Source organism: Lactiplantibacillus dongliensis (assembly GCF_005405105.1).
In the GTDB taxonomy this organism is placed as follows: domain Bacteria; phylum Bacillota; class Bacilli; order Lactobacillales; family Lactobacillaceae; genus Lactiplantibacillus; species Lactiplantibacillus dongliensis.
Genome location: NZ_BJDK01000001.1, coordinates 108488 through 122163, shown reverse-complemented (window position 1 = coordinate 122163; position 13676 = coordinate 108488). Strand labels below are relative to the sequence as shown.

Annotated in this window: 8 protein-coding genes; 4 read left to right on the top strand and 4 right to left on the bottom strand. The window is 45.4% G+C overall.

The genetic code is table 11. The features are described 5' to 3' along the window. On the bottom strand, positions 1-5557 hold a 5557-nt coding region (locus tag FFM80_RS00565), incomplete at its 3' end, for a KxYKxGKxW signal peptide domain-containing protein (RefSeq protein WP_171000999.1). Positions 5558-6283: 726 nt separating this feature from the next. On the opposite strand from FFM80_RS00565, the gene FFM80_RS00560 reads away from it, so the two are divergent. After that, on the top strand, positions 6284-8173 hold the full coding sequence (locus FFM80_RS00560; protein WP_137639030.1) for a hypothetical protein: 1890 nt from the start codon (positions 6284-6286) through the stop codon (positions 8171-8173). Positions 8174-8338: 165 nt separating this feature from the next. On the opposite strand, the gene FFM80_RS00555 is transcribed toward FFM80_RS00560, so the two are convergent. Beyond that, on the bottom strand, positions 8339-9148 hold the full coding sequence (locus FFM80_RS00555) for a helix-turn-helix domain-containing protein (RefSeq protein WP_137639029.1): 810 nt from the start codon (positions 9146-9148) through the stop codon (positions 8339-8341). A gap of 172 nt (positions 9149-9320) precedes the next feature. Between FFM80_RS00555 and FFM80_RS00550 the strand changes: the two genes are divergently transcribed. The 3 genes from FFM80_RS00550 to FFM80_RS00540 all read left to right on the top strand — a co-directional run bounded on the left by FFM80_RS00550 (position 9321) and on the right by FFM80_RS00540 (position 11835). Further along, positions 9321-9764 carry a response regulator gene (locus FFM80_RS00550; protein ID WP_171000998.1) on the top strand — a complete coding sequence of 148 codons (444 nt, stop codon included), beginning with the start codon at positions 9321-9323 and terminating at the stop codon, positions 9762-9764. A 324-nt stretch (positions 9765-10088) separates the two neighbouring features. Next, positions 10089-10355 (top strand): hypothetical protein, encoded by a 267-nt coding sequence (locus FFM80_RS00545; RefSeq protein ID WP_137639027.1) that lies wholly within the window; start codon positions 10089-10091, stop codon positions 10353-10355. Between the two features lie 313 nt (positions 10356-10668). Continuing rightward, positions 10669-11835, top strand: a complete 1167-nt coding sequence (locus FFM80_RS00540; protein ID WP_137639026.1) for a hypothetical protein — start codon at positions 10669-10671, stop codon at positions 11833-11835. A gap of 54 nt (positions 11836-11889) precedes the next feature. Here FFM80_RS00540 and FFM80_RS00535 read toward each other — a convergent pair whose 3' ends face one another. Continuing rightward, entirely contained in the window at positions 11890-12144 is a 255-nt protein-coding gene (locus FFM80_RS00535; protein WP_137639025.1) for a hypothetical protein, read from the bottom strand. A 70-nt stretch (positions 12145-12214) separates the two neighbouring features. Then, positions 12215-13627 (bottom strand): C69 family dipeptidase, encoded by a 1413-nt coding sequence (locus FFM80_RS00530; RefSeq protein ID WP_137639024.1) that lies wholly within the window; start codon positions 13625-13627, stop codon positions 12215-12217. Positions 13628-13676 lie beyond the last annotated feature (49 nt).

Here is a 13676-nt window from a genome sequence, read left to right as displayed (position 1 = left end):
CGGAACCAGTATTCGAGTCAGAACCGCCATTTGAACCGGAACCGGTATTTGAACCTGAGCCGGTATTCGAGTCGGAACCGCCATTTGAACCTGAGCCTGTATTCGACCCAGAGCCAGTGTTCGAACCAGAACCAGTATTTGAACCGGAGCCAGTGTTCGAACCGGAACCGGTATTTGAACCAGAACCGGTATTCGAGTCGGAACCGCCATTCGAACCGGAGCCTGTATTCGAACCAGAGCCAGTGTTTGAACCAGAACCAGTGTTGGAATCAGAACCACCATTTGAACCGGAGCCAGCGTTTGAGCCGGAGCCTGTATTCGAACCAGAGCCAGTGTTCGAACCGGAACCAGCGTTCGAGCTGGAACCACCATTTGAACCGGAGCCAGTGTTCGAGCCGGAACCGGTATTTGAATCTGAGCCTGTATTTGAACCTGAACCGCCATTCGAACCGGAACCTGTATTTGAACCGGAGCCTGTATTTGAACCAGAGCCGGTGTTTGAACCGGAACCAGCATTCGAATCAGAACCGCCATTTGAACCGGAACCGGTATTTGAACCTGAGCCGGTATTCGAGTCGGAACCGCCATTTGAACCTGAGCCTGTATTCGACCCAGAGCCAGTGTTCGAACCAGAACCAGTATTTGAACCGGAGCCAGTGTTCGAACCGGAACCGGTATTTGAACCAGATCCGGTATTTGAACCAGATCCGGTATTTGAACCAGATCCGGTATTTGAACCAGAGCCTGTATTTGAACCAGAGCCTGTATTTGAACCAGAGCCTGTATTTGAACCAGAGCCTGTATTTGAACCGGAGCCGCCATTCGAACCGGAGCCAGTGTTGGAATCAGATCCACCATTTGAGCCCGATCCAGTATTCGAATCAGAACCGCCATTCGAACCGGAGCCAGTATTCGAATCAGAGCCGCCATTCGAACCGGAACCGGTATTCGAGTCGGAACCGCCATTCGAACCGGAGCCTGTATTCGAACCAGAACCAGTGTTGGAATCAGATCCACCATTTGAACCGGAGCCAGCGTTTGAGCCGGAGCCAGCATTTGAACCAGATCCTGTATTTGAACCAGATCCTGTATTTGAACCGGAGCCGCCATTCGAACCGGAGCCAGTGTTGGAATCAGATCCACCATTTGAGCCTGATCCAGTATTCGAACCAGAGCCAGCGTTTGAACCGGAGCCAGTATTCGAATCAGAACCGCCATTCGAACCGGAGCCAGTGTTGGAATCAGATCCACCATTTGAGCCTGATCCAGTATTCGAACCGGAGCCGGTATTTGAACCGGAGCCCGTATTCGAATCAGAACCGCCATTCGAACCGGAACCTGCATTCGACCCAGAGCCGGTATTTGAACCGGAGCCCGTATTCGAATCAGAACCGCCATTCGAACCGGAACCAGTATTCGAATCAGAACCGCCATTTGAGCCTGATCCAGTATTCGAATCAGAGCCGCCATTCGAACCGGAGCCAGTATTCGAACCGGAACCAGTGTTGGAACCGGAACCAGTATTCGAATCAGAACCGCCATTCGAACCGGAGCCAGTATTCGAATCAGAACCGCCATTTGAGCCTGATCCAGTACTCGAATCAGAGCCGCCATTCGAACCGGAGCCAGTATTCGAATCAGATCCACCATTCGAACCGGAACCAGTATCAGTTCCGGCATCAGCTGGGGTCATAATAGTCAATGAACTACCAGTTGTCCCGTTTTTAGCTGGGGTTAATGTCAATGCGACTTTAGCACCGATTGAACCAGGTAACGCCACATGATAATTTCCGTTAGCATCGATTGTTGCTTGTCCGACTTGCTTACCAACCCCATCGGTTACGGTCACGGTGGCGCCGGCAGTTCCTTGACCAGTAATCGTATAACCACTCGTTGAATTGCCGTCAATACTTGGATTAGCCGATAACTCCACACCACCAATATTTAAGAAGGCCGTCTCAATATCATATTCAGATGCGTCTTGTTTCGTGCGACCATCTGTATAACCATCACCATCCGTATCAATCATTAACGGATTGGTGCCGCGCATCTTTTCTTCACCATCAGTTAAGTTATCGCCATCCGTATCGGCCTTTAACGGATTCGTGTAGTCCTTAACTTCTTGACCATCACTGACACCATCATTATCGGTATCCGCCTTTAATGGATTCGTCCCATATTGCAACTCTTGAAGATCAGTGAGGCCATCGCCATCCGTATCTGGCTTGTTCGGATCAGTACCAAGTTTAGTTTCTAACGCATCTGGAATGCCATCACTGTCAGTATCGATGCCTTCAGAAAAGCTAGGGTCGCCACCTAACGGATCAATATCCTTACCATCAATAATGCCATCACCGTCAGTATCACGCATAAGGGGATTAGTCTTATTTTTAATCTCTTGACCATCGCTAATGCCATCACCATCCGTATCGGCTTGCGTTGGTGATGTATGATACTTATTGACTTCATCAGCATCGCTTAACCCATCGCCATCGGTATCACGATCAGCCTTCAATGAACTTTCGTTACCGCTCAAGACGTCATCAGGCACCCCTGCTTTGGTACCATATTGCTTTTCTTGTAAATCTGTCAGACCATCTTTGTCAGTATCCTTCACATGTTCATTCGTATGATCGATATACATTTCATTAAAGTCTGAAACCCCATCTTTATCCGCATCACCTTGGATCAGATCAGGACTAATGGCATTTAAAGCATCCGTATCGGTATAACGAGTCCCACTCAGATTTTCTAAGACTAGCCGTGCCGCAATACCTTCTGCACTGTTCTTTTGTTCGTCTGTCAACGCTTCATACTGCTGTCTCAGATGAGTCTTATCAACCCGCTGGTACGCAATCGATGTTTCAATTGGACTCTTAGGACTGACACCGTAAAAAGTCGGTGTTGAAGTAACCACGAGTTGAGCGAAGTTCCCAATTCCCAGTGTATCTAACTGTGAACTACCGTCAGTGCTTTGTTGGGCTGAGAAATCTGGATCGGTAAAACTGACAGGGAGGACCACTTTTTGGACCCCGCTAAGTGAAAGATCCGCCACTTGCCCCAAGGCTTGACCAACCGTATCAGCAATAAACTGCGTCACGGTAGTAAACGCATCTTGAACTTTGTTATTCAAGGTGTCGCTTAACCCTTGCAGTAAATTACCAACCACTGGTAGTTTCCCAATCGCCGTCCCACCACCGTTAACACTCGTGTTAGACATGGCAATTAAGGACGCAATCATATCATAGGCATCCACAATCCAAGTATTGACCGCTGATTGTAAATAGTTCGTCAAAGATTCCGTTAAACTAGAATCATTCGTGACTTTATAAGTCCCACCAGGCTGCTTGGTCACCCCAGCGAGTTTTGTAATGGCAATTGAATTACCGCCTAAAGCTGCCAACGCTGCTTGATCATCTTTAACTTTTTGTACCGAAGCCTGCAGACCTGCATAATAAGCCGAATTTTTCAGCGCTGGAATGATGGCCACAATTTGCGATAACGTATCAGGAATCAAGGCTACGACCCCACCAGCACCTAGAATCCCAGTAATCCCAGACGTAAAGATCTTAAACAGCTTTTCAATGGGGCCACCCATATAGGTGGTTTCAATCACTGCCGCATTCGTCAGCTGATTGCCAGCTTTAACGCCAGATTCACTAAATAAATTGTTCGACATGGAGGTCGCATCGGTAATCTGGAACGTCTCACCGGTATTGTTATTCTTAACGATGGCGCCAGAACGGTTGGCACTTTGAACGGTCCAAGTCCCAATCTTGACCGAATTATTAATCCGACTATCAAAGCCAAAGGTTGCCCCATTAGTCGTCGAGCCAATCAACTTAACAGACAACCCTGGATTTTCAATCGCAGTGACAATATCGGTATAGCGGGTTTGTAGATTATTAGAATCCGAGCTCAGCGCCCCTTGACTATTCATCATGTCAACCCCGATTGAGGCCACTTTATGCGCACCAGACACATAGGTTTTCCCACCGTACAGAATATTATCATCGTAACTATCATTATTATCCGTACTATTATCATTCGTCGGATTCAGAGCAGTCCCAGTACTATCGGTAATTCGGCCAGAATCCTTCTTTTGCAAATTAGCGGCATTAGCCTGCTTAATCATTTCAGCAACTGCGGCCGTTTCGCCTAATTGGGCCGTCGCCGTATTATCAACAACATAACCCGCTTTGCCAAAGACACTACCTTCCAATAGTCCAGTTTTATGAATGGCATTCGTTCCGGTCGTATTATTCTTTAACGTTAATAATTGCGGTGTCGAATTGACGCCATCTTTGGCGACCGTAATTGAAATTTGATCACCGGAATGCACACCGACTAAAGTTGCCGTATAGGTCCCATTAGTTGCGGTGTTCACTGAAGTAATATCCGTACCAGCAGCCGTTTTAAAGGTAATTCGAGCTCCTGCCGTCGCTTGCCCAGTTACTGTAAAGCTACCATCGGCTTGATTATATGCTTGGGTCGGTGTCGACGTTAGGCCAACGCCATTCCCACCAGTCGCACCGGTAGTCGTAGGATCGGTCGGCGTCGTCATGACTGTGGCATCTTCAACCACTGGCAAGGCCAACATCGCTAACTTAGCACTAGCGGGATTGGCAATGACCTCAGCTAAATGCAATTGTTGATCAGCCATGCTAGTAACCGCTGGTGTCTCAGTAGCCACTTCTGCCGCTGCAACAGTTGGGACCGTTGCGGCGGTTGATGGCGTCGTTCCCGGCACAGCTTGGTGATTAGGGGTAGCCATCGCTAACCCGTTAAAATCATTAGTAGCTGCCGAACTCGTAACCTTTGGCGCTACTGTAACCGCACTTGCTGCAGCTGAACTAGCTGTCGTCGAACTAAGACCAGCTGTCGTCGCGGCAATACTTGTGGTATCGGTCGCACTCGATGCCGAATCCCGTCCTTGATTAGCCGCAGCGCTACTAGTTGTCGTTGCTGAACTGACAGCGGTTTGACCAGGTAATGCCACAGTAACCGCAGCACTAGTTTGACCATTCCGACTGGCAACCAAAGTGATCGTCTGACCAGCATAAGCGGTTAATGAATAGGTTCCCGTACCAGTCACTGCGATTGAGCCTTGATTAACACCGTCAGCGGTGACTGTGATCGTTGACCCAGCCGTCGCTGTCCCCGTTAGTGTCACCGTCGTACCATTGGTAACTACGGTTGGCCGATTGAGACTAGGCGCACTCACCACAGTTGGACCACTCGCCGTTTTGGCTTGCGATGACGCCGTCGCAGCAGCTTGAGTTGGCGCTGTACTTGCCTGTTTTACCGTACTTGCCAAGCTTGACTTAGCCATTGTCGGCGCATCACTGGCACTGCTGCCAGTAACCACCGTTGCTTTAGTCGTATCCGTAGCAGTCGTATCAGCCTTAGCCGCGCGACTATTTAAGATTGGCAACGTGACAAAGAAAGTCGTTAATAGGCCCGCATATACCCATGACCTACCAGACTTATACATCTTATAATATTGCTTTGATTCCGTGTCAATCCGCTCATAATCACGAATTCCTTTAAATTTCACCTCAAAGTCCCTCCCTTTTTTGCCAAAGTTTGAATTTAAGCGAAAAACCGCACTTTCCAGTCCATCCATCACTTTGACAAATTTACTATAGCTAATTTTATTGTAAATTGCAATTAAATAATAACTATTTTGAATGTATTAAATATCCTATTTTTACATATTTGCTTAATTCTCAACAAATCGGCAGTCGACGCTAGCTGTTAATATCCGCTTAAAAATCCATTACTTTAAGCTACTCATACCATAACAACCTTGCTTTTTTAAAATACTATCAATTGCTTCATATTAAAAATTTTATTCAAAGAAACAAAAATACAATGTGACTAGTCAGCCGCTGCTTGCTCACGACTCAACAGTTATATCAAGATTTAAAGCATTCAATATCGTATATATTAATAAAGATTAATTATGTAAATTAGAATTCAAGACTAATTCAAGTATCCATTAATTATTAATTTATTTATTGTGTTGTTTTATAAATAGCGTGTAATTATTCTGTGAATATGCTATCTTAATGCATGGGACAATTAGTTATCACGCGTTACTTACTTTTAATCAACGCACTTCACAATTAATAGCCCATAGTAAAATTTGGTTGAACTGATCCAGCTTTACCACGTCAGTCTAGCGATCACCCACAGCAAGCTCCCATTGACTTGATAGTCACAGTTCAAGTGATAGCTGATTGATACCATCATCCATGAACAATCTTTTGGAGGAGTATTCATGAAATTTTTTAAGTCCAGACACAAACAATCCAGCAACAACCCACAAACGGCTGACGCTGCAACAACCGTCGCCAATCAAGCAGCCGAGTTTCAATCACCAGCTGCAATCGATGCAGCGCCCATCATTTCACCAGCTGCGGCCTCGATGAAACTCGACCGTTACGATCTACATACCCTGGTTAAGAAAATCTCCACCATCACCACTGATTACAATCAGACCCGTGCCCAACTACAAGCACAATTATTTGCTGAATTAGAAGAACAACGCGAAACCAGACGGACCGTCAAGCAAGACCTAGCCCAAACTAATCACCGCATCGACGACTTGAATCAACAGCTGGCTAAAGCGTTAGACAATACTGACTTAACCCAACAAGTCGCGAGTGCAGACGAGCAGCTACAAACGCTGCAAGCTCAAATTGACAATCAGCAGGTCACCCTTAAAACGCTAACTGCCCAGCTAGTCGAACAGACTAAAAAGCAACGGGCATTAGCTAATCAACAGCAACACTTAACCACAACCCGCCAACGGATTGTTCAGACCTTACATGCGGAGCAAGATCCTTTAAAACTCTTAGCAGCGGTTGAAACTTATCGTACTCAGTTAGAACAGTTAGCGGGCCAATTGCAACAAGTCAGCGCCCAACAAACCGCCACTCGGGCGCAGCAGACGCAATTAACCACTGCGACCAATGTCAATAAGCAGCAATTACAGCAGCTCAAAAAACAATTAGCAGCGGCCCAAGCCACCAAAATGGCTGCCAAGCAAGCAATTCAGCTACGGGCTGGCCAGCAAAGCCAACAACTCGCCGACCTCGCGACGCAGCTCGACCAGCTAACGGCCAATCAACAGCGCGCCACGGCCCATTTAGCCAAGCTCAATACGCACATCAAGCTTGCTAAGCAACAATTATTAGATTGGTTTGGTACGACACATCAAGTTCGCCAATTGAATACTGATAACGAGCACCATTATGTCGTTGCCCTTGATAGCTTTTTGCCACAACAACCAGATGCCTTAGTCCAGACGGTCACCCGGCTACTAGCTGCGGGCGCATCGACAGTCGGCCTGTATTCGGCATTATTCGATATCAACTTAGTGGCTGAACTCGAAGTCTGGGCCGACCAAAACCAGTTAGACCAACAACAGCTCACGATTATCAATCCACTTTATCAGCTTCAAAATCAGGGGATTGCAACGGGTGAACCGGTTCAATTGCCGACCAACATTGCTGATCAGCAGTGGGACGCCGCCAATCACGTCCGAACAGTCACGTTAACAGACAACCGCGGACAACTGAAAGTGGACTACCAAACCGATGATGATACGCGGATCAAAGCCATTAGTTATTTAACTAATGGGCATTTAATCAAGCGTAGTTTCTTTAATCAACACGGTTTATTGGCCGCTAACGCCCTGTTTGATGCTGATGGCACGTTAACCCAAGAACAATATTACCGTCTTGACGGCTTGGTCAGTCTCATTGTTGACTATCAAGCTGGCCAGCAAGTCAACGTCAAGTTATTCAATAGTAGTGGCATTCAAACGAATACGTTTACTAATACTGCGACGTTTACAACTTGGTGGTTGGCCCATTATTTACCGCAACCGTGCGCCATGGTCGGACTATTAGAAAATGACACTTATCAACAGTTGATGCAACAGCCGCAGATCAAGGCCGTCCCATTTATCTCTGCGACCTACACGCACAGTGCCCAACTGACAACTTACTTGCAACAAACCACCCAGACCCAATTCATTGTTGCTAACTATCAGACCGCCCAAGTGGTCATTCAAAATAGTCCTGGTAATTTGGAATTACTCTATCTGAATCCGGTTTATCTACCCGCACAAATCGATAATCCGCGCCAACTCGCTAGTAGCTAACCAAAAAGGCCCAGCCAAATTTGGCTGAGCCGATCAATAAGCAATAATTTAAATAAGTTACCCGCTTGATGCTAGTTGGGCGATCATTAATAAACAGTTCCAGCTGTCAGTTTAACCAGCCAGCGGCCACCGAATTCAACTAATACCAAACATAAATGGGCTAATTTAGATATCGACTTTGGCCAACAGGGTGACAATCTTTTGATAATTCTCAAAAGTCGCCCGTTTAGCCGGATCATCACGCAATAAGTCGACGTAAACGCGACTCAACGGTCCCATAAACATCGTTGAATGGTGTACCTGGGCTAATTTCAAACCTTGTTGACAATAATGCAATGCTACTTTTTGCGCCTGCTGTTGGTAATGGTACGCCGCTAACGCCTGGCAGATAAAAAGTTGTTCAACTAACGTTGCGGCTGGCAAAGAGACTTTTTCTTTCACCGCATGCGTGGCCAGCTGCATATAATAATCAATGCGTTCAACGTGCTTTTCGGCATAACTTTCGCCTTTCAGAATATAGGCCAAGACCGTATCCACATTAGTGGCATCATTTTTGGTCAGTTGTAAGACTTGGTCCAGCGTGAATTGCGCATCATCCAACTGACCTTGTTGCAACTCTAGCATCGACTTAACTAACGCATACTGCAAGTGATCGGTGGGCTGCATATCAGCCGGTCGTAATAACTTGAATGTGGCCAAAGTTTTCGGCGTGGCCTCTTGTAATAATAATTGCGTTTCCAGATTTGTTAATAATTGATGTTCTTCTGAAGACGTATTGGCATCAAAATCGTCAAAGACATCATTCAAAGTTAAATTCAAACGTTGGCACAACTTGATCAAAATATTAACGGTTGGTGCCACGTTATGCTTTTCAAGCTTACTAATGGTATTTTGCGTGCAAATCTGGTGAGCCAGTTCGGTCTGCGTTAAGCCTTGCTGACGACGGCGTTCATAAATTCTTGTTCCAAGAAACATATCATTGAATCCCCTTCGACGGTAATGACTAACGAGTAGTCACACCTAACTGTAAGTTCAAAATTTGATGATAAAAACGAACCATTAATTCTTAAGCCTGGTTAACAATCATAAAACCAGCTATTTATACGCTGATCAACTACTACTGACGACTTTTATGGAGAAGTATAATATGTTAAATGTCATAATATGCGAAGATGACCCCACCATCTTAGCAACCCATCGCTTAATTGTTAAAAACTATGTAAAAGAACATCCCGAACTAGCCATTCATATTACCTTAGCTACCGCTAAACCGGCTGAAGTTGAAACTTACCTGACCTATAACACGGGACAAAAAAACTTGTATCTGCTGGCCATCAGCTTTCCCGATTCCAAGACGCGCGGGCTAAAGCTAGCCACCATGATTCGCAAGTATGATTACCAAGCTCAAATTATCTTTATTAGTGATCAATTAGGCCTTAAAAAACGAGCGGCCCGTCAAACCGGTGCTTGGTTAGACTTTATTGACCAAACAACCGATACTGCTAGCCAGCAAGTTCGCTTGCATCAAGATCTATGTTGCCTGACCATCTGTTATCCGCCTTGTGAACGGCTAACCCGATTGACTAGCTAGTCGCACCCCCGTCGCGGTGCTTTCCAGACTACTAGCGTTGGTTTGGTTAACTGAAAATCATTAGTCATTTATCGGCTAATTTCAATCAACCAATAATAGACGATTATATTATAACAAAAAGCTGTAACCACGACTATTTCAATCCATCAAATTCAGTAAAATAGTCACCTATCACCCTATATCTCAATTATTGCCGGTCGCCCATTAGACTTAGTCTTTTTATTAAATCTATCCCATCCCAATTGCCAAACTATGGGTTGCAATGGTAGAATTTTACTAAGCAGATTATTCAAGGCGTTCACTATCTATGATGGGATGATTAACATGCAACAACCACTAACTAAACGCTACCGCTGGCTGATTATTGTCGGCTTAACGGTGATTAGTATTGGCTGTGCACTACTCGGTAAATGGGGCCGCGCCATTAGCGTTACGCTACTTGGTTTGGCACTTGCCGGCTTAACTAGCGGCTGTCTACGGTTTTGCAAGGCCCGTGGATTCAGTCAGATCAGTGGCATGTTATGGTCACTGGCTTTGGCAGCTGGTTATGTACTCGCGATTTTAGGCAGTTATGATTATTTTCGCGGCTAGTGCACGCAAAAGGTTTGGACTCAGGTCCAAACCTTTTTTGCTAGTACTAAGCATTAGAATTTGAAGGCTCACCGTGTCAAAACAGTTGGTCTCTAGTATCTGAACCGACCTTTAAGCTGTGGGCCGCCCCCTGCAGACCGTCCTTTGACTATAGTGCTGGTCACCACGAATTTTGCTGATCAATAGCGATGCGTCACAACGCCTACTCAACTTTTCACTAAGTTAGTTTTCCGCTAAATCGTAGGCTAAAAGCACCGGTTCACTAGTAAAACGTGCTATCATGGAACGATACGAATGAAGGGGGTTAGACCAGATGAGTTCAATTATCGATGATTTACAATTGGCAGAACGCCAAGCTAATCTCATCAATCTTTATCAAGCCGATAGTGAGGTCGTTTATACAGGCTATATCGATAGTCTGGCACCCGATGGCGTGGTCGTAAATACTTACGATGACGCCGGGCTTCAAGATGGTGCCGTCTTCATGCGCTACCAGGTAATTGATGAAGTTGAAACAATGAGTGAAGATTTAGACAATATGGCTTTTCGAATTGCCAATGCTGACCAAGAAGGCCTGACCACAGTTCCACAAGCGCCAGTTCACTTTAACGCCGAACAAGGTGAGTTACCACAGATTCTAGCCAAAGCTTTAACCACTAAGCAAGTGATCTTATTAGTCGCCGCCGACAACGACAACTACTTAGAAGGTCAAGTTCAGATGCTGGCAGATCACCAATTCACGTTTAAAACCTTTGATAAGTTCAATTATCAAAATCATGCAACGCAAACCTTAGCCTATGAAGCGATCAATATCGTTGAATTTCGTGGAAATGAGCTGTTACTTGAAAGTGCCTATGTCCAGACCGACTTCCAGCACGTTGATGCGGTTAAAGCCACCGGACCAACGGCAATTGACGAAACATTGACCCACGCACAAGCAACGCATCAGCTAATTGCCATTCAATCGGCGGACGGTTCTGATATGTTCTTCGTCGGCTTCGTTAATACGTTGAATGCTAATAGTGTCCTCATTAACTTGGTTGATATGACGGGCCAATTCGGCGGATATACGTTATGCCGGCGCTCCTTGATTGAATCGGTGACGATCCAATCCGATTACTTACAGACAATGCGTGGCTTTATTGAATTAAATCGACAATACGAATTAAATGTCCAACCCGTCTTAAATGATGAACGTTTATTTGACGGCACGACTGATTTATTTGAAAGTTTGTTGCGGCAAGCTGGTAACTTCCACACCCTGCTGCACTTAACGACTAACAATACGTTATTACCAGATATGACTGGCTATCCCGGGCAACTCACGAATGATCATTTTATCTTCTATAATGTAGAAGATGATAATCAATTGAATCGCGTCGGCACTTTGATTGACCTAGACCAAGTCGTCGAACTCTCCTTTGGTTATATGGATGCTTATTTACTTGAAAAACGCCTTAAAGATACTGGTGATTTATAGGCACATACAAAAGGTGCGTCAACTCAACTGAGCTGGCGCACCTTTTGTATGTCGTTATGACTTTTTATCTTGATCAAAACGTTTGGTAACTTGATACTTCTTGGCATCCATTTGCGACCGATCCGCGGGAATCAGGTCATCGGCATAAAAAATCGAATACCCTTGATCCTCATTGAGCGGCTTAGCAATTAAAATACCACGTTTACGACCTTGTTGTGCATTATAGATATCAGCACTGCGTAACGCTTCATTATAATCATGGGCTTCAGAAATCGCATCGCCCGGATTGAATAAAACATTTTCATCCATTTCAGATCACTCCCTTTGGATTAGGACTTCTATGGTTATATTATACACAGATTGTGACCATACCGATAATTTAAAGGTTGATATCCACGTTATACGTTAATTTCGAAAGCGTTAACCCTTTAGTGATCAACCGGCCAATCAAGTCTTCAGCTTTGTCACGCATTTGCGCAACCATCTTTTTATCTTGTGCCGTCAAGAACGCTGTCAATTCATCACCAGATAAGTGGGCCGCTTGCTTGTCAGTTGCGGCGACAAATTGAGCCAATTCGATCCGACATTCCTTCAAATAATCAATATCATCTTGAACGAAGTCTGCATAGTGGGATTCCACAATCATCGACACGGTCCGATACAACCAATAAGCGCTCTTGCGGTCATACGTTAATGGCGTATTTGCAAAGCTAGGATCAGTTTCAGAGATATTCGCATGGAATGGCAAGAATGGCGCAAAGGCCGGCATCCCAAAGGTCATCCACATAATCGCACTTTGGTCAGCAGGCACATCGTTACGAATCTGCATGACGTGTGAATTTTGCGTCCGGTTCATTGAGATTGGCCGGAATTTCTTGGCTTCTGGTGAATCAGTGAACGGATCGTACTTGGTCTCATTGTAATGTGAGCCCAAGACATATTCGACATCCGCTACGGAAATCTTCTTAGCCGCATGACAGATAAATGGCAATTCACTAGATTGTGGATCTTGTTCAATCTCGGGGTTGAAGTAGCGTTGCCCATACCAAACCCGTGGCGTATTGTAATGGCGGTCTTTTTCATTGTCAGTTCCGAAGATGTGCCGGAAGTTAAAGCCTTCCTTGTCAGGATTCAAATGATGTTCGGCAACAAAGTCTTGAATACCATCTGACCACATAAAGTTATCCGGATCATCAAAGTCGACCCATTGAATGGCCACTTGGTTCGCAGCAACAGCATAGGCATCGTCGGGAATTCGTTGTGCGACCCAATGATGGCCAGTGACAATTTCCATATACCAAACGTCGTCTTTATCATTGAACAAGACCCCGTTCCCTTCAGGTGACCCATATTTGGCAATTAATTGTCCTAAATAAGTGACCCCTTCGCGAGCAGAATCGATAAATGGGGTGACCATCGTTGGTAAGGAATCTTCCGCCAACCCATTTTTAACAAATGGATCAAAGGTCAATGTATGTTCGTTCCCATAAACACTTTCAGTCGAAGAAACGCCGACGTTCTTTTCATTAAAGCCGTTTTCTTCAAAGACACCTTTTTCAGCCACTTCGATATTAGGGACCCCTTGGTAGCGGTAACCATCAGCTGGTAAGGGTGCGGTAAAGCCATTCTTACCGGAAGTCAACGTTTCATGCCGGCCGTGAACGGCGGGATGAACGATGAACTTTTGGGGGGTAATCGGCATAAAGGTATCGTCGTTGCGGGCGATGATGGTGGAGCCATCCACCGTAGCCTTTTTCCCGACTAAAATTGTGGTACAAGCTTGTTCATACATGCAAACAACTCCTCTATTTCAGTTTATGAATCCGTTTTAACACCTTTAA

What these genes read in the sequence shown, in the direction of transcription:
- FFM80_RS00560 (WP_137639030.1), top strand. Translation starts at nt 6,284, where the DNA reads ATGAAATTTTTTAAGTCCAGACACAAACAATCCAGCAACAACCCACAA.
- FFM80_RS00540 (WP_137639026.1), top strand. Translation starts at nt 10,669, where the DNA reads ATGAGTTCAATTATCGATGATTTACAATTGGCAGAACGCCAAGCTAAT.
- FFM80_RS00535 (WP_137639025.1), bottom strand. Translation starts at nt 12,144, where the DNA reads ATGGATGAAAATGTTTTATTCAATCCGGGCGATGCGATTTCTGAAGCC.
- FFM80_RS00545 (WP_137639027.1), top strand. Translation starts at nt 10,089, where the DNA reads ATGCAACAACCACTAACTAAACGCTACCGCTGGCTGATTATTGTCGGC.
- FFM80_RS00530 (WP_137639024.1), bottom strand. Translation starts at nt 13,627, where the DNA reads ATGTATGAACAAGCTTGTACCACAATTTTAGTCGGGAAAAAGGCTACG.
- FFM80_RS00555 (WP_137639029.1), bottom strand. Translation starts at nt 9,148, where the DNA reads ATGTTTCTTGGAACAAGAATTTATGAACGCCGTCGTCAGCAAGGCTTA.
- FFM80_RS00550 (WP_171000998.1), top strand. Translation starts at nt 9,321, where the DNA reads ATGTTAAATGTCATAATATGCGAAGATGACCCCACCATCTTAGCAACC.